This window comes from Candidatus Erwinia haradaeae, from assembly GCF_900698855.1.
Lineage (GTDB): Bacteria > Pseudomonadota > Gammaproteobacteria > Enterobacterales > Enterobacteriaceae > Erwinia_E > Erwinia_E haradaeae_F.
In genome coordinates, this window is sequence record NZ_LR217698.1 from 781,263 (window position 1) to 800,501 (window position 19,239).

General features: G+C 28.2%; 14 protein-coding genes and 1 tRNA gene. 4 read left to right on the forward strand and 11 right to left on the reverse strand.

All coding sequences use genetic code 11. The features are described from left to right. Positions 1 to 201 precede the first annotated feature (201 nt). From pmbA to HACICURT3053_RS02330, 4 genes are all read right to left on the reverse strand, one after another. A complete protein-coding gene (gene pmbA / locus HACICURT3053_RS02315) occupies positions 202 to 1,542 on the reverse strand; it encodes a metalloprotease PmbA (protein ID WP_157992125.1) in 1,341 nt (446 codons plus the stop codon). Between the two features lie 2,028 nt (positions 1,543 to 3,570). Next, the gene (gene yciA, locus HACICURT3053_RS02320) at positions 3,571 to 3,987 is read right to left on the reverse strand and encodes an acyl-CoA thioester hydrolase YciA (RefSeq protein WP_157992126.1); all 417 of its coding nucleotides are present in this window, start codon (positions 3,985 to 3,987) and stop codon (positions 3,571 to 3,573) included. Positions 3,988 to 4,029: 42 nt separating this feature from the next. Further along, positions 4,030 to 4,584 (reverse strand): septation protein IspZ, encoded by a 555-nt coding sequence (ispZ, locus tag HACICURT3053_RS02325; RefSeq protein ID WP_157992127.1) that lies wholly within the window; start codon positions 4,582 to 4,584, stop codon positions 4,030 to 4,032. Positions 4,585 to 4,655: 71 nt separating this feature from the next. Further along, a complete protein-coding gene (locus HACICURT3053_RS02330) occupies positions 4,656 to 5,396 on the reverse strand; it encodes a YciC family protein (protein WP_157992128.1) in 741 nt (246 codons plus the stop codon). Positions 5,397 to 6,868: 1,472 nt separating this feature from the next. Here HACICURT3053_RS02330 and der point away from each other — a divergent pair. Both der and ygfZ read left to right on the forward strand, forming a co-directional pair. Then, positions 6,869 to 8,332, forward strand: a complete 1,464-nt coding sequence (der, locus tag HACICURT3053_RS02335; protein WP_157992129.1) for a ribosome biogenesis GTPase Der — start codon at positions 6,869 to 6,871, stop codon at positions 8,330 to 8,332. Positions 8,333 to 9,246: 914 nt separating this feature from the next. Then, on the forward strand, positions 9,247 to 10,233 hold the full coding sequence (gene ygfZ / locus HACICURT3053_RS02340; protein WP_157992130.1) for a tRNA-modifying protein YgfZ: 987 nt from the start codon (positions 9,247 to 9,249) through the stop codon (positions 10,231 to 10,233). A gap of 536 nt (positions 10,234 to 10,769) precedes the next feature. Here ygfZ and cmoB read toward each other — a convergent pair. The 4 genes from cmoB to rnhA all read right to left on the reverse strand — a co-directional run bounded on the left by cmoB (position 10,770) and on the right by rnhA (position 15,572). Further along, a complete protein-coding gene (cmoB, locus tag HACICURT3053_RS02345) occupies positions 10,770 to 11,753 on the reverse strand; it encodes a tRNA 5-methoxyuridine(34)/uridine 5-oxyacetic acid(34) synthase CmoB (RefSeq protein WP_157992131.1) in 984 nt (327 codons plus the stop codon). Then, positions 11,753 to 12,493: a carboxy-S-adenosyl-L-methionine synthase CmoA gene (gene cmoA, locus HACICURT3053_RS02350; protein WP_157992132.1), complete on the reverse strand. Its 741-nt coding sequence runs from the start codon at positions 12,491 to 12,493 to the stop codon at positions 11,753 to 11,755. The genes cmoB and cmoA overlap by 1 nt, the downstream gene beginning before the upstream one ends. Before the next feature lie 1,126 nt (positions 12,494 to 13,619). Then, positions 13,620 to 14,381, reverse strand: coding sequence for a hydroxyacylglutathione hydrolase (gloB, locus tag HACICURT3053_RS02355; RefSeq protein ID WP_157992133.1), 762 nt, complete (start codon positions 14,379 to 14,381; stop codon positions 13,620 to 13,622). A 729-nt stretch (positions 14,382 to 15,110) separates the two neighbouring features. After that, the gene (gene rnhA, locus HACICURT3053_RS02360) at positions 15,111 to 15,572 is read right to left on the reverse strand and encodes a ribonuclease HI (RefSeq protein WP_157992134.1); all 462 of its coding nucleotides are present in this window, start codon (positions 15,570 to 15,572) and stop codon (positions 15,111 to 15,113) included. A 69-nt stretch (positions 15,573 to 15,641) separates the two neighbouring features. On the opposite strand from rnhA, the gene dnaQ reads away from it, so the two are divergent. Both dnaQ and HACICURT3053_RS02370 read left to right on the forward strand, forming a co-directional pair. Continuing rightward, entirely contained in the window at positions 15,642 to 16,388 is a 747-nt protein-coding gene (gene dnaQ, locus HACICURT3053_RS02365) for a DNA polymerase III subunit epsilon (protein ID WP_157992135.1), read from the forward strand. A gap of 149 nt (positions 16,389 to 16,537) precedes the next feature. Further along, a tRNA-Asp gene (locus HACICURT3053_RS02370) sits at positions 16,538 to 16,614 on the forward strand. Between the two features lie 486 nt (positions 16,615 to 17,100). Here HACICURT3053_RS02370 and rplI read toward each other — a convergent pair. The 3 genes from rplI to rpsF form a co-directional block, all read right to left on the reverse strand. After that, positions 17,101 to 17,553 (reverse strand): 50S ribosomal protein L9, encoded by a 453-nt coding sequence (rplI, locus tag HACICURT3053_RS02375; protein ID WP_157992136.1) that lies wholly within the window; start codon positions 17,551 to 17,553, stop codon positions 17,101 to 17,103. Positions 17,554 to 17,590: 37 nt separating this feature from the next. Next, the gene (gene rpsR, locus HACICURT3053_RS02380) at positions 17,591 to 17,818 is read right to left on the reverse strand and encodes a 30S ribosomal protein S18 (protein ID WP_157992137.1); all 228 of its coding nucleotides are present in this window, start codon (positions 17,816 to 17,818) and stop codon (positions 17,591 to 17,593) included. A gap of 336 nt (positions 17,819 to 18,154) precedes the next feature. Then, positions 18,155 to 18,547: a 30S ribosomal protein S6 gene (rpsF, locus tag HACICURT3053_RS02385; protein ID WP_157992138.1), complete on the reverse strand. Its 393-nt coding sequence runs from the start codon at positions 18,545 to 18,547 to the stop codon at positions 18,155 to 18,157. Positions 18,548 to 19,239: the final 692 nt, after the last annotated feature.

Below are 19,239 nucleotides of genomic sequence, written 5' to 3' on the forward strand. Positions count from 1 at the left end.
CAATATACTGACATATTAAAGCCTTCTGATATTTAGACAAATAGACAGAGATAAATATGAAGATCGCTATAATACAGTTATGGACCAGACACCTCTATGCTTGACAAACGTTTTTATAATGAAGCATATATAATATGAACATTATTCAATAACTATAAAAAATATATTATGAATGTTACATAATAAACGTAGTTAAAAAAACTAATATCCTGCAACTTGTATTTCAGATATGAAAATAGATCCACATTGAATGTTACCACGTATTTCAGTATCATCACCCATAGAAATAATCCCCTTCCACATATCCCTTAAATTACCAGAAATAGTTAGTTCACTAACCGGATATTCAATTGTACCGTTTTTTACCCAAAATCCCGAAGCACCACGAGAATAATCTCCAGTCATCTTATTAAATCCCTGACCTAAAAATTTAGTTACCAGAAGCCCCGTGCCCATCTGTTTAAGAATTTGATTAAAAGATTTTTTTTCTCCATACACAAACCAAGTATAAATACCACCAGCATGGCCATTACTCTGTAATCCAAGTTTCCGACCGGTATAACTACTAAGTAACCAGTGTTGTAAAATACCATTTTTAATAATCTCAGTTTTCTGTGTACGCACGCCTTCATTATCAAATGGAGCCGATGCTAAACCTTTTCGTATATGAGGATCTTCTATAATATTCAACCATTTAGGAAAAATCTGCTGACCCAAAGCATCTAATAAAAAAGTAGATTTTTGATATACATTACTTCCATTAATAGCTACCGCAAGATGCTCAAATAATTCTGTTGCCACTTCTGAAAAAAAGATAACAGGTACTTTCATAGTACCAATTTTTCGAGGTAATAAACGTGATAAAACTCGACGACCACATTCTTTGCCGATCTCCTCTGGCAACTGAAGATCCGTAATGGACCGACTAATTGAATAAAAATTATCTCGTTCCATCTTCCCGTTAACTTCAGCAATGACACAACTAGAAAGTGCATACTGAGTAAAACAATAGTGTTGAAGCATTCCGTAACTATTACCAAAAACCTTTATGCCTATACGACTATCAAATCTCCCGCCTCCAGTCTTAGTAATACGCGGATCCATCTGTAAAGCCGATTTCTCTGCGCGAGATGCTAAATTAATAGAAGAATCAATATCCATGCTGGATGGATAACATAAATCTAAATCTGGAGAATCCCATGCCAAGAGAGTTAGTTCTGGTATACCGGAACAAGGATCCGGAGAAGTGTATCTCGAAAACCCTAATGCTGCCTCTATGGTGTGTTTAATTGCCACTTGACTTAAGTCTGTAGAAAAGGCTCTTCCTTGATGGTGTTTGTAATAAACAGTAATTCCAAGTGAAGTATCGCTATGCAACTCAATATTTTCTATCGCTCCATAGCTAGTACTAATACTAATACCATTACTTTGAACCACAGTCACTTCTGCTTGACTATGATTCGCTTCAGCTAAACTAAGAGCAGTTTCAACTGCTTTCTCTAAAATATAACACTTATCTATAATCTGTGATAATCCTTTCATAAAACAACCATATATTGAAAAAGTAATAGTCAATATTCATAAACCATCAAAAATGACATTACTACTATTACCTGAGTAGAATTAAGATAGATCTCATCTAATAAGAAACTCATGGTCTATATTATAGATATAATATAAATATATTAGGTACTAATATATATTTAAATAACCATGACTAACTAACTGTAGTATTATAAAATAAACAAAAATATTTCTATCTTTGAAATATCTATCCAAGAAACTCTTACATGATTAGAACAATCTATTAATTAAATCGTGATTTCAACATAATAAAGACAAACTATATAACGTTTTATCATAATTATAATGGTGATTATGAATCATAATCTATAAAAAGATATAGCAGAGTATTAGATTCATCTAACCACTTTTAATACAAATACGAATCAAGTTCTAATAACATACAAACAATCATTAATTGTAATCCTATAATAATTAGAACCTTCTATCCAACTCTTACGGAAAACCACTACTCTAGTTAAAATCTATATGATTAATTCTATCTAATATCTTCTGTAATCTACATATACTATAATAATAGAAAATTATGTTTAAAAATACAACTGAATTAAAAGAATGACACTGTACTACAGGTTTATTAAATTTAGCTAATAAAGTAGATCCATTTCTTTTTTTAGTAATATGTTCACTCTAAAGAAAAAAAATAAAATCATAAGATATTCATTATCTATACATAAATAAATACAGTTTTCTCTTTAACTAAGAAAAGTAAACAATAACCTATTATACATAGTTATTACATTAGTTGAACCCAAAAGAGATGCTTCTAATCTAATTAATTGAATCATTATAATCATATTGATTAAAATTGAGACTATTCGATATATTTAAATTCTATTTAAATTCAGTTATATCAATTTGTCTAAAATATCTTGATTATAAATCCAGTAAAAATATTAACCACATTAACAAAAAATAAAAATATAACATTCCATCCTAAAAGACAATGATCATAAATAAAATTAATCTAAAAGATCTACAAATATGAGATTACTTGAGTAAAAATTATATACTCTGTAATGAAACAAAATAAAAAAATCAAACATTAAAATAAAACTAATCGATCTTCATAAAAATATTACATACTACAATGGTATAATCAGAGCGTCTCATAAAAATTTTTTACATAAATTAATCAAATATATATAATATCAATCAAGTAATTTTTATGTTATTAAAACAATAATATTGTATACAAAAATATTATTTATCCTGTAATTACTATTAACTTTATCAAAGTGAAAGTCTAATTTCTTATCAAAATAAAAATTATCTCAATATGATAAAATATCAATATTAATATAATATAAGAATTTTAATTTTAATTAAAAAAAGAAACCTACAAAAATCTTTACAATACAAATCCTGATATTTTAAACCAGTAATATTAAACTATAGATAAAATAAATTATGCAATATTATCAACTTTTATTCGTGATAAAATCAAAATAACTATATTTTTACAAAATAGTTATATAGATGTAATTAAATACTCAGTGTGCTAATATGCAATTATAATATCCATAAAAATATTTTATGATCATAATCTCATTAGTTCTATTAATTGTTATTAAATTATCATGGAGATAATGATCAAGTATTATATCAATACATTTATCATATTACTAATAATTCCTATTTAATGCATAACACCCTTCTTTATTATAACTACAATGAGAATTGAGTATATTTTATTTCAAATAATTGGTTTTTTCATATCTAATATATCATATAAAACTAGATTAATAGTTTTACTTTATCAAAAAGATCTAACTCCACATAAATTATTAATTTTATTGTCATGAATTTAAAAATAATGTCTTAGCTTATATCTGATAAAAGAAAACCATACCACAATATCTACATTTCGTATTTTATACTCAAATACCCTTCTATATAGAATAAAATCAATCTTTTTATGAATATTTTAGAGAATAAGATTCATTCATAAAATAGGATAATTTGAAATTTGAACTATAAAGATGGTTATAAAACCCATCCAGTTTTTCCTTCTGGTAAAGGACGCGAATTACCGTTCTTGTCTACAGAAACATAAACAAACATAGCTCGAGTTGTACAATAATGCTGGCCAAGTGGTTCTGAAGATATCTTTTTTATCCATACTTCTATTTTAATTCTAATTGAACTCTTGCCGGTACCAATACAACAAGCATGGCATGACACGACATCACCTACTTTTACAGGCTTTAAAAATGTCATATCATCAACACGTACCGTAACTACACGCCCTTCTGCTATCTCTTTAGCTAAAATACCGCCGCCAATATCCATTTGTGACATTAACCATCCACCGAATATATCGCCATTAGCATTAGTATCTGCCGGCATAGCTAGGGTTCTTAAAACTATCTTACCAGGCGGTTTTCTTAGATCTATATTCATGACATACTCTTAATTAGTTAAATACTATAACCTATTATAATTTTACTTATTTCTCTTTAAGATACTATTGTTAGTATATAATTTACGATAAATATAAACTCCATTCCATAATCCAAATAATAAAACAAATCCTCCTAATCCAAATACCTTAAAAGTTACCCACATTGCTTGAGAAAAATAAAAGATGCTATATGTATTCATAATACTACAAAAAACAAAAAAGATTACCCAGATGATATTTAAACGTCGCCAAGAAGATTTGGACAAATGAATATCTTTACCTAACATGCTCTCAACAAGAGTCTCTTGCATAAAAAAATGGCTATATAAAAACACTATAGAAATAAGTGCGTATAAAATTGTCCCCTTCCACTTAATATAGTCTGGGTTATGCATAGAAATAGTCAAAGTTCCAAAAATAAAAATAAAAGCAAAAGAAATCAATGACAAGGTTTCTAATTTAGAATACAACCACCATCTCATAACTAAACTACATCCAGAAGTAACAATCATTGCTGCAGAAGCAATAAAAATATCGTATATATTATAAAAAATAAAAAAAAATAACAGAGGAAGTGCATCAAATAATTTCTTCATAACAATGTCCAACATAAGAAATATCAATAATTTGTATAACAGCTAGTTTGTTTTAAACAATTAAATATAGTTTAATTTAATAACATATAAAGGCGAGATAAATATATAATCAATATAGCAGAAATTAAATTACTACAAGTGTTGAGAATAATAGAAGCTATATCTGGAGGAACAGATATTAACTTTGATATTAATAAAAGAACAAAGACCTTAGATAACATCCAAAACATGACGGGAGGTGCTATTAACCGTATCTGACTCCATCCAATTTGACTACTAGTCTGTATAGATGTCAAGATCCCTACCTTGTCAGTATTTAAAATTACTGGAGCTAACGCAAATAACACTGATAATACAATACCTGGAAAAACTAATACCATAAATCCCAGTTGAATACTTAATGTCATTAGAGAAATTAATAAAAAGAGACGGGAAAGACTTGGAATAGAAGCACCTAATGCAATTAATGCACTCACCTTTTTTCCAGATGATGCGATAGAAATCAAACTAAGCATTCCACCTAATAGAATGGTGTTTCCGACTAAAGAAGAAAAGGTTCCAACCGCAGAGACTTGTAAAAGAACATGTTGTTGCTGAAGAGACATATTACGAATAATTTCTATTAGATTATTAGTTGAACTAATCACTTCTTTATTGTTAAGAACTTGAATCTGATCAAGAGATGGCATGAAAGTCTTATTCAGTAATATCGTTATACATGAAATCAAAAATGCTATTAATATAATATTAAACCATTGATGCCGAAAGAAGTGAATGGTATCACTATACAAAGAACTAACTCTAATCAACATATATTCTCCTTTAAAAAAAACTAATCAAAATACGATCATTATCGTAAATATACTGTTAAAATCTAATACTAATTAAAAATGTTTTACTAGAGGTAATACCAATTTTACTATACCTAAATAAAATTTTTTATTATAATTACAGTCAACTGAATAGAGAGAATTACTCACTCTAATTATATAGACATGCAATAAGGTTCTTAACCTTAGTTAAACTTTAATCAGTCAAAAACCTATAATAGTAAACTCAACATCGTATATCTGTCTAAATTTCAAAATAAAAATAATCAAATGTAGATAATATAGAACTAAAATTTCTTTATGCTATCTAAAAAATGTTCACTATTCTTATCATATGATTTATTATTAATATAATACATGATAATTATAAAATTTTAAAAAAACAAAATTTAATAAAACCTATTTACAATACAGATAATAAGCATACAATAATTTATTCATTAATCTAATGATATCTCCGATAATCAGAATATATGGCTAACAATTATACTTTGATTACAAAGTGCATCTATAGTTTATAACTATAAATTCACTAAATCCTAACAATTATCTTAAGTTCTTAAATCTCCCTCTAGAAGGTTATCAATGTTGTAAAAAATTAAAAAAATTAACAGAATCAAAGATTTAAAAATTAATATTGAGGTTTTAGTGATTTATGTAAAAAACTAAATATCATTCTTAATGAAACATCGTTATTCCTAATAAATATCATAAAATCTTAATATAGGTTTCTTTTCCTGACTAAATCTATTTAAATACAATTAAGCTCTATGCTTTTACTTAAGCATAATTAGAAAAAGTGAAATAACCATTAATCACCAATCACCCATAGAAAGAAATTCTCTATAATAAATGCATTTTTTTAATTATTTAATTAAAAATATTGTCTTCTAAAATAGAAAATATTTTTTATAAAATTTAAAAATATTTTCTGAAGCATTAATATTAATTAACAACAACATTAATCATTATCACTTATGATATTTAAATGGATCAAAAATAATATCATAACTATAATCATGTATAACATTACTTAAATGAATAAATAAAAGAATAAGATATACACTGATCTCTTGAGTATGATTATGAATACGACCTTACAAACATGAACATTCTAATTATCATTATCCTTCTGGTTCAGCCATTGAACGTACATATCTTAATCTAAAATTATATACAATATAACACTTATTTATTTAATTATCATTAAGTTAATCAAAGCCCATCAAATACATTTTCTTTTCTTTAAGTCTTTCAAAGAAAACTATTTTTAAGAGAAAAAAACTACCAATAATATTAATACCTCCTGAATCAATAAGATTGTTTATTATATTAATATAATAAAATTATCCTAAAAAAGATAAATTAATACAATATTTTAAAAAAATGAATTATAGAATGTCAAAAAGTTATCATGAATCAATATATATTATATACACTCCTGAGGTTCTAACATGCTTCCTGTAATGACACTCATCGGACGTCCTAATGTTGGAAAATCCACTCTTTTTAATCGTTTAACACGCACACGAAATGCGTTAGTATCTGATTTTCCTGGACTGACTCAAGATCGACAATATGGTCGCACGAGTATCGAGGGGTACGAATTTATTTGTATTGATACCGGTGGTGCACATAACAAACAACAAAAAGGTTTAGAGAAACTAATAAAAGAACAAAGACGTCTAGCTATTAATGAGTCTAATATCATCTTATTTTTAGTTGACGCTCGAGCTGGACTAATGCCTGATGACATTTACATTGCTCAAGAATTACTACGTAAAAATCAACCTACTATAGTAATTGCTAATAAAATAATTGGTCTTAACACACATTCTGTATTAGCAGAATTCTGGCCACTTGGTTTAGGGAAAGTTTATCCAATTGATGCATCTCATAATCTCGGTATTACTAATTTATTAAAAATAATTCTCTTGCTATGGACCAAAAAATTAGCCCTGCAAACAAACCCTGAATACATCAAACAAGCGGAAGAATTCAATGATCCAAAACACCCTGATCAAAAACCTCAAATATACAATAAAGAAAAAACAACACAGAACAACAAAAAATATTTATACTCATCCTCTTCTCCTATTAAAGTGGCAATCATTGGTCGACCTAATGTTGGAAAATCCACTCTTATAAATTGTCTTCTTGACGAAGAACGGGTAATAGTCTTTGATCTGCCTGGGACTACACGCGATAGTATATACGTACCCATGCAACGTAATTCCCGTAGATATATCTTAATTGATACCGCTGGATTACGTAAACGTAATAACATACAAAATGTTGTCGAAAAATATTCTATAATCAAAACAATAAAAGCAATTGAAGACGCTAATGTCGCAATATTAGTGATCGATGCTCATCAAGGTGTATCTGATCAAGATTTATCACTTCTCAGTTTAATTCTCCATAACGGACGTGCGTTAATTTTAGTTGTTAACAAATGGGATACTATATCCAAAGCACGCTATAACGAAGTAAAGATACTAATTCAATCTCGCATAAAATTTATTGATTTTGCCCGAATTCATTTCATTTCTGCTATAAACCAACAAGGTATAAATAATTTATTTCTATCCATTAATGAAGCATATGACTGTTCTATGCGCCCACTGCAAGCATCTGTCTTAACGAAAATTATAAATATGGCTATAGATAAACACCCTCCACCACGCATTCGTAATAGACGAATTAAACTAAAATATGCCCATGCCGGAGGATATAATCCACCGATTATAGTAATCCACGGAAATATGACTAAAGATCTACCAGATTCTTATAAGAAATATCTTATAAACTATTTTCGTCAAGCGTTACATATCATAGGATCTCCAATTCAAATCCAGCTTAAAGAAAGTAGAAATCCATATATACCCGAACCTAACTTACTAAAATTAAAAAAATAACATACATAATTAACAAAAAATAACTATATTAACAATAATTAATATAACTAAATATAAAATATAAATACAACTATCTAGAATACTCCTTATTCATACATCTATCTTACATAAATACACACATGCTCAACAAATTCATTGCTGATAATCTTTAATACCAATCAAGTAAGATTTAAATTGAATACATTACAAGATTATTTAGAATATAAAATTCTCGTTTCTATAAAAATATCTTTTTAAACAAAAATATAAAATATATGCAGAGATATAGTATTTGACTCTGTTTGAATAAATTTATTATATCAAGATTACTGACAAAATAAAACTGAAGAAAAAAATTTTTAATTTTATTACCTTGTTCTGATATTGTAACAAGATAACTCAGTGGATAATAAAACAATATATCATATATACATCAATATTAATTAAGTAACTTATCTGTTGTTAACTTTTCTTTACTTGACAAAAATAAGATTATAACCTAATCAATATAATTGTTTAAAAATAACAATCACTTATAATCTATAAGATATATAGATAAAACATTGATACACGAAGATCATTACAAATTACCTATTACATCTAATGTTAGTCACGATAGATAAAAGGAATATAGTCATATAGAAATTATAACTTTTAATCTAATACTACTTAGATGATAGACAATCAATATGATATGGTTATACAGATAAAAAGATAACATCAGTTATAGTTAACATGATAAATATAAAAAATAATTAGGATCTAATATAAAACCTATAATTTATCAAATAATATTAAATATAACTCTTAATTATTTTTTTCAAGCAATATAATATATTATTGTGATCACAGAAAGTTAATTACCAAGCAATATTTCTAGTTCTTATCAATATAAAACTAAAAAATCTTAGTTAACAGAGGATGCCATTATAGTAATGACAGATTACCATCCTAGTAGATCACTAGAATCTACTTATCTTCCTCTTGTTCTTATGTCGTTAGATGAATGGAAGATGGTCTATATTAATGGACCTAATCATATTAATTTTTTACAAAGCCAGCTGACAATTAATGTAAAAACCCTACTACCTCACCAGCATCTTATAACTGCTCACTGTAATCCAAAGGGGAAAATTTGGAGCACTATACGTCTGTTTCATCATGACAATGGATTAGCCTATATCACACGACGAAACGTAATTGAAACACAATCACATATCTTAAAAAAATATGCAGTGTTTTCCAAAACGAACATCGTTATCGACAAAAATTATGTATTACTTGGTATAGCTGGTTATCAATCTCGATCTATGTTAGAAACCATCTTTAAACCTTTGCCTGATTCTATATCACCAGTTGTTCACTCAGAAAACAACGTATTACTATGGTTTGGAGAACCTTCTGAACGTTTTTTACTAATAACGACAATAAAACAGGCATTGGTTATCCGTGAAATATTAATAGTAAAAGAAAAACTGTATGATAGCAACCAGTGGCTAGCGCTAGATATAGCAGCAGGCCTGCCAATTATTGATAATAATACTAGCGGTCAGTTTCTTCCACAAGAAACTAATTTACAAGAATTAAATGCTATTAGCTTTAATAAAGGATGCTACATAGGGCAAGAAATAATCGCGCAAACTCAATTTCGTAATTCTACTAAACGATCATTATATTGGTTAACTGGAACAACAGAAAGCATTCCGAAAGCCGGAGATGCATTAGAAATGAAACTTGACCATGAATGGCGTCGTTCTGGAACGATACTTGCTGCATGCCAGATTGGAAAATCCACTACTTGGATTCAAGCTATTTTAAAAAAAAATCTCAAAGAAAATACTTCTTTACGCTTACTGAACGATCACAAAGGAAAACTAATGATTCAACGTTTACCATATAAATTATATAATACAAAAATATGATTTTATAATAATAAAATGAAATCAAAAACAATATACAATACATTAAAGGATTAAGGTATGCGCGATTATAAGAGTATCTCCATAAATTTTTCTACAGTATTAAATTCCAAGTCAACTGCAATAACTAGGAATATTATCGTATGAATATCTTTCAAAATCAGAACTTAAGAAGCCACTTAAATAATCACTAAATGATTATTTTATCTGAAGACTGCTCAATCCTATTTCATTAATTTTAATATTATTAAAAAACTATTCTTATTTATTATCAATAATAAGGATTTTCTAAATAAAAAACTATTACTCTTTTTCTTATCAGAAACTTACCCCTTTATCTCTAAATATCGGTATGTCAGTTAAAGTATGATTTTTAAATACTTAATTATAAAAAAAATAAAATAAATAATATTTAAAAAATATAAGATATGATCTTTTATGCAACCAATACCTATATGCTCTTTCGTTATTTCAGAATAAATTTCTAGATAGAAAAGATTACTATATTAATAGATTATTTTAATATAGTTAAAAGAACATTAAAAACTAATATGTTTAAGATTTTTTTTTGCAATCAGTATTACTCGACAGGGAGCTGGATACCCCTCCATTGTTCTATCTGAGTTCTTTGGATCTAGAAAACTAGATAAAGAGTTATTATATGCCCAATTAGTATAGCGTTGCTCATCAACGCTGAGAACAGAAGTATTAACAATCTCCACATCCTTAAAGCCGCATCGCTCTACCCATCGTTTCAATGCTGCGCTAGATGGAATAAAATAAACATTATTCATATGAGCGTATCGCTCTTTTGGAATAAGCACTCTTTGATCATCACCCTCTACTACTAAAGTTTCTAAAACCAACTCACCACCATCCACAAGCTGGTTTTTTAGTTGAATAAGATGATCTAAAGGTGATCTCCGATGATAAAGAACACCCATAGAAAATACTGTGTCAAATACCTTCATAATAGGTAAATTTTCTATAGAAATCGGTAGAAGGTGAACACGCTGATCCCCACCCAACAACTTACGCACCGCTTCAAACTGACATAAAAACAATGGAATAGGGTCAACACCTACCACTAAACGTGCACCAGCCCCCAGCATCCTCCACATATGATAACCACTACCACACCCTACATCAAGAACAATACGACCAGATAAAGAAGAGATATATGGAAACAACCTATCCCATTTCCAGTCCGAGCGCCATTCAGAGTCGATATAGATACCATACAACAAAAAAGGCCCCTTACGCCATGGCATCAACTGACGTAATAAGTTCTCAATACCTAAGCGATGACGACAAGTAATCAGAGTGCTGTCAGCACTCACTCCATCCACCAAATCTAATGATTCTGGAATAAGAAAGGGAAGCGTTTGCACAACACTTTCCCAAGCTTTAAAATTCTTATGTTTAAATTGGCCCCGCCAATTAGATAAAATCATTGGTAAAGTTTCTAACCAACGCGAAAGGTGGTTAGTAGCTAAAAAGTTATAAAATCCACTAAAATCCATTAATTAAGATTTCTCTTGAATGCTAATAAAGAACCAAAATTAATAGACTGAAACCATAGCTCATAATTCTGAAAACCAGATTTTTCTAACCTTTTTTTGTGAACATCAAGAGTTTCAGTGATCATAACCGAATTGAGCATTTTGCTTTTTTGTTGAATTTCTAATGCACTATAACCATTATCTCTCTTAAAATCATAATGCGTCTTCAAAAATAAACTCTCAATCTCTTGATCGCTGAAACTAAGCTTTTCAGACAAAACCAAAACACCTTTTGGATTCATTCCATTCCATATAGAATCTAATAACCTCTGTCGATTATCTATAGGAATAAACTGTAAAGTGAAATTTAATAAAACTAAAGAAGCATTATGAATTGGTACCTGGCAAGCATCCATAGTAAGAACTTCCACTGGAGTATTAAAGTTAAAACTATTCATATAATGACGACATCTATTAGTCATAGATGAAGAATTATCCACCGCAATAATTTTACAACCTATTACTTTAATATTTTTCTGAATAGAAACAACAGCAGCACCAAGAGCGCAACCAAGATCATAGATTAACGAGTTACTTTGAACACAATGCCTGGATAATAGTCCAATCATAGATATTAAATTAGAATAACCAGGAATAGAACGCTGTATCATGTCCGGAAATACTTCTACAACCTCTGCGTCAAATTTCCAATTTCCAAGTTCTTTTCTTGGTAATAAGAACAAAGTATCACGATTAGACATAATTCATTCTTCCAACAGATAATAAAAAATACTATTTGAGAAAATATCTCTATAAGAGCATATCATCTTTCATGCTAACTAAGAATATTAAAATATGCAATCTCTCTTTATTATCAGATGGTTAATATAAATCAATTGATATTCTTATTTTTTATCTTAATAAACACAATAATTTTACTCGATTCATCTAAAGATTAATACATATTGTCACTGACATAGGCTATTATATAGAAACTAAAATCAAATACTCATCATTATTTATTATAAAAACTCTCTTAAATTCTCTTTAGAGATAATAATCAAAATATTTCATATATTACGAAACTAACCTATTGAATACTCAATAAGTTATATTAATAGAAACACATAATAATTAAAGTAATCCAGCAATAGACAACCTTAGTCTGAATAAAAAATAAGATCTAATAAACTCTTTTTGATTAAAAATAATATAATGTAATATTATACATTCGTTATGTATAGAATATAAAAATATAAATACACCATTATACAGTTTAACCTAAATCACATAGATCACACTCTAGTTATTACGACCAAAAATCATAGTTCTAGACATAGAATGTCAGTGAATAAACAACTACTTCTTCTTATATCCATAAGATTAGAAAAACATACAATATAATATTAATGTAAATCGACTAAAATAAAAATAATATAATTATAAAGATCTGTAAACACTCATCCTGATGATCTTCAATCTAAAATAAATTTATAGAAATGATAGGCTTCATAAGGCATAATCTAACTTTTGAAGTTTTTCTAAACATTTTTAACTTCTTAAAAAATAGAAATAATAAAACAAACGTACTTTGATTAATGAAAACATATTAAGCATAGTTATATTTAAATCTTTATCTTACCTATAATAAGCCAATAATTAGAGATTACATAGACTTTACTATATTTCAGTCTAAAATATTATATAAATAATTTTATTATTATAAAAGTTAAAATAATTTTAAAAAATTAACGTATATAATACAACCCATCATATTTATAGATAGAATGATCCTACGCTCTGTGTTTACAGAGCACCTATTATTCTATATGAAGTTATTTGTTTATTTTAAATGACATAAAACACTAAGTTATTACTCATACTAAATCAGTATATAAAGGAATCTTTTTTCTTGCGTAATGCTGAAAACACTTCCCATTCAATAAAATTCACTACATCCATATTAAGTAATCGGTGTATATTAACATCCTGAGTTCTTAGAAAAATATTAATCTTACGTTCACTCTGTAACCTAGTAGGCAATGTAATAAGCTGTTTTTCTCGTAAGATTTTAACTTTAGAATAATATTTTTTTATAAGAGGATCTGTTGGATAAAAAAAACAGGAAAACATTAAATTTGATAAAGTATATTCATGCGCGCTACATATTAAAGTGCTACCGGGTAAACGATTAATCTTCTGTAATGACTGAAACATTTGTTGTGGTGTACCTTCAAAAATTCTACCGCATCCTGCAGAAAAAAGCGTATCTCCACAGAATAAATAAGGATCAGTATAATATACAACATGTCCTAAAGTATGACCTGGTGTGGATATAACTATAAATTTCAGACCTAAAAGATAAAACTGATCTCCTTCTTCTACTAAAGTATTCACTCCCTTATCTTGTGTTTCTGATGGCCCGAAAACCATAAGTTTAGGATAAAAAAGTAATATTTCCAAGACTCCATTCGTATGGTCGTTATGATGATGCGTTAATAAAATAGCTACTGGAGACCAACGATATTGACTTATAATCTGTAATACAGGTTCTGCTTCGCCAGGATCAATAATAAGACAGTGACCATCGTTATCACTCAATATCCAAACATAATTATCTTTTCGAACTGGTATACTTATTAACTTCACACCAACCTCATTCAAACGTAGTTACAACAATCAATACTCTAAAAAATAAAATAATATTTTATTAGTTATATAATTCTAAAGATCCAACACGTGATTTTTATAATAAATATATATAGAAAATTATTTAAAATAATCAGATCAGATTCATAACCACGATATGGATTGTGAAAAATAAAATAGTATTTTTATATAATCCCTTCTCTAAATGTCTAAATTCTATATAGATAAATTAATTTAAAATCTACTTTAAATACCATTAGACGTAGAGTCTAATATATTAGAATATATATTCTATGAATTAATCAATGGTAATCTATGTATAATTAGTGAAATTTTTTAACCTTCGTTAAGCTAAAAATAGAAAATATAACTATTTAATTGTTCTATTAAAAATATAAAATATAATAACTTTGGTCAAAGATAAAACACAATAAAAAATATAAAAACAAAAATAAAAAACTATAAAACCAAAGTAAATATTGTCAATACAGGCCAAAAACAATCTGCAATTTATATTGCAGATATAATCTATTATACTAATCATCATAGTATACAATACAATTCTCTATAATTAGTCATTTAACTAAAACGCCATAATGATCACAAAAATTAGTAATAATAAAAACAATCTTACTTATATATAAGTATTAATTGTAGAAAACTAGTCATTCATACAATATAAAAACTTGTTTTCATATCTATACTTATACATAAATACTAAAAATTATCTTATAAACTGTAACCAAGATCATCGAAAGTTGGATGTGCAGCTGCAAAACGGGCTAGTGTATCACATGATTCATTTTCTATATGACCATTATGCCCTCTTATCCACTGCCAAGTCATATGATGATAAGAAATTGCTTCATCTAACCGCTTCCAGAGATCAATATTTTTAACTACTTGACGATTTACGGTTCTCCATGAACGTTTTTTCCAAGCAGTCATCCAGATAGAAATCCCTTGTTGAACATACTGACTATCAGTGCTTAGTACCACTACGGACCTGTTTCGCAACGATTCTAATGCTACTATTGCAGCCATCATTTCCATCCGATTGTTAGTTGTTAAATAAAAACCTGCGCTAAAGGTTTTTTTATAACCATCGCTATACATAATCACACCGTATCCCCCAGGACCAGGATTACCCAAACACGATCCATCAGTAAAAACTTCTACCTTTTTACACATATCTGGTAAACTCCTTTACAGACAAATAAACCATAACAAATACTAAATCCACTGGCATGTATAAATTTTATGAATAAAATAAACACAATGAGGCAAATTGTATTAGATACCGAAACTACTGGTATGAATATAATTGGTACTCCATATGAGGGGCATCGTATTATTGAAATTGGAGCTGTTGAAATAATAAATAGACGCTTAACAGATAATAATTTCCATGTCTATCTTAAGCCCGATCGAGAAATAGATCCAGAGGCATTCAAAGTACATGGCATTTCTGATGCATTCTTAAAAGATAAGCCAACATTTGCTCAAGTTTCTGAAAATTTTTTAACCTATATACATAACTCTGTATTAGTAATGCATAATGCTAATTTCGACCTTGGCTTTATAAATCATGAATTCTTTAAACTAAATCATGAAATCTCTAAAATAGAAGAATGCTACAAAATAATAGATACCTTATCTATAGCACGTAAGTTATTTCCTGGCAAACGAAATAACCTGGATGCACTCTGCGCGCGTTATAATATAGACAACAGTAAGCGTATAATACACGGTGCGCTTTTTGATGCAAAATTACTAGCAAAAATATTTTTAAGCATGACTGGAGGTCAAACTTCTTTTGCTTTACCTAGAACAGGAAATCTAAATAGTATACAAAATGTAGAAAAAATGCGGTTTATTAAGCAAGCAGATTCTAAATTACGCATTATACGAGCAAATAAATCTGAACTTATAGAACATAGAACATATCTTGAAATAATCGAAAAAAGAGGAGTGTGTTTGTGGAATAAAAAAAATAAAAACAAATAAAAAATCACAATTCTTTTTCTTTCTTAGGTTCTTATTTTTATTTAACGACATAAAGCGCGTAAAATAAATTTTTAATAAAATATTGACTACATATAAAATTTGATCTATCATATATATGATAATTATATATAATATAAACTTAATACCGTGGAGCGGTAGTTCAGTTGGTTAGAATACCTGCCTGTCACGCAGGGGGTCGCGGGTTCGAGCCCCGTCCGTTCCGCCAAATACATAAAATGTTTAATTTTTTTAGATTAGAACGAATTTTAAGAGTTCTATTAATCGAATTCCGATTCTTTAGTGTTTAGACACTAAAGAAATAGCAATTCACTATCTACAGTAGAATACTTAATTCACAAATAAATTGATGATTATAATGTATAAAACAAGTATTTTATATATATTCAGAGTTATGATTTAAAATGAGCATAATATTTCTATGCTCATTTTTTAATTCATTGATTATATTATTTATGACAGATATATTATCGAAATAAATTTCGATCTAACCATCTCAATTGATTTGCTCCTTTTTTTTATTCATGTCAATACAAATAACTAATCTTTAAATACCATATCGAAAAATAATTTATCCTTTTTTATAACATTTATTATCCAATAAATAATTAAATTTATCTTTATACTTAAGATTAAATTCATTCTATGCTATAATAATGTTTATATAGAAAAACTAAAATATTCACGATGTAAATTAAGACCTCGACACAATGTTAATAATTAATGTAGCAAAAACTTGGCTATGAACTTGAAAATCTACTGTATGCTCTCCAATTGTACGCAATACTCCATTTGGTAAGCGTACTTCATTTTTCAAAACCTCAATACCAGCTTTTGTAACAGCTAAAGCAATATCACGAGTCCCAATTGAACCAAATAATTTACCTTCACTACCTGATTTAGCGAACAAAGTAACACTTCCTAACTCATTAATTTTCGTAGCTCGCTTCTGAGCAATAGTAAGAACCTCCATCACTCTAGCTTCTAACTCTGAGCGACGAATATTAAAAAATTCAATATTTTTTTTAGTGGCTAAAACAGCTTTTCCTTTTGGGACTAAGAAATTACGAGCATAACCTGCTTTGACATTCACTTGGTCGCCTAATTTACCAAGATTTTCTACGCAATCTAGCAGAATCACTTGCATATTCACAATCCTCTTTAATTTACCAAAGAATATTCAATTACTGATGACAATCAGTATACGGCAATAAAGATAAATATCGAGCTCGTTTAATTGCCCTTGCAAGTTGTCTCTGATATTTTGCGCGAGTACCAGTAATTCGACTTGGTACAATCTTTCCACTTTCAGTAATATAATTTTTCAATATAGAAATATCTTTATAATCAATCTCCTGCACACCTTCGGCAGTAAATCGACAAAACTTACGACGACGAAAATAACGGGCCATATAATTACTCTCCAAACTCTATAAACTCAATCTTCATGACATGAAGCATGATTTATCTCAAACCATTCAAGCCTTAATTGAAGAAATTACCCCTTTAAAATTTAAGCATATTAACTAAAATTATAAACTTTCTTATCACCTAACAAATATCACCACTTATTACAATTAAGCATCTAACACCCACTTCTCTAGTTGTAATTAGCTTCTATATCTTATACATTATATTTAATAATTATCTGACAATATGAAACCCTTAATAGACTAACAATTCTTATTGGTTCCTAACGAATAACTCCAAAAAAAAATTACATATTCATCCCGAATAAAGAAGATTTTTTATGAGATATTACTAATTTCTGTACTAGAAATCGAATCATTAGAAAAATCCTCATGACGATCTCGACGCTCTTCCTTTGCTCGAACCATTGGAGATGGTGCAGTCACTGCGTCTTTAATTCGTATAATCATATTACGAATAATAGCATCGTTAAACCGAAAACTATTTATTAATTCATCAATAGCTTCCTCTGATGCTTCTATATTCATAAGTACATAATGAGCCTTGTGAAGCTTATCAATTGGATAAGCTAATTGGCGACGCCCCCAATCTTCAAGACGGTGAACTTTACCTTTTGATATCGTTATAATACTACTATAACGTTCAATCATGCCAGATACCTGTTCACTTTGATCAGGATGCACCAGAAATACAATTTCATAATGACGCATTTAATTCGCTCCTTACGGATAAGTCAGCCTCATATCAAGATTAACCCTGTCCTATAGAGGCAAGGAACACAATCTATTAGAGAATAGATCTATTTATTATGATAAATATAAGATACAAGAAAAAAGGTTCTTTTCGAAAAAAAACATACTATATACTATAAAATATATTAACTTCTACTAACATTTTGCTAAAAAAAGAATAATATATATCAGAATAAGAAAATAGTATTAACTGTAAAATATATAGATTATCACATTATCTAATAACTTAAAAAGAACATAGTAAAAAAATATATATACGCAACAATGACTCTGAATCTTAGATTAAGAAATAAATCTATTTAATATACAATCACCTCTCGCAGAGTGATATACACAAAATTAGTACGCTAGTGATAATTTGAGATGAAAACTCAACCATTCTTAATAAACAGTCAAAATCTTATTGGAGTAATAAAATTACATATTAAACGACTACTTTAAAGCCCTCTCCAAACCTAACACATATAATCTAAATCACTGATTTAGTAATCTCAACAAATTACGTAATTATCAATATCTTCAAATGATCCTTTCGTATAAAATAAGTAATTAGACTCTCTTCTTTTTCTTATAAACTTTTTCTGTTTTACGGAATTATGATGAAGATTTATATATTAAACCTAGCCATCCAATAGGTATATAATCCCTTC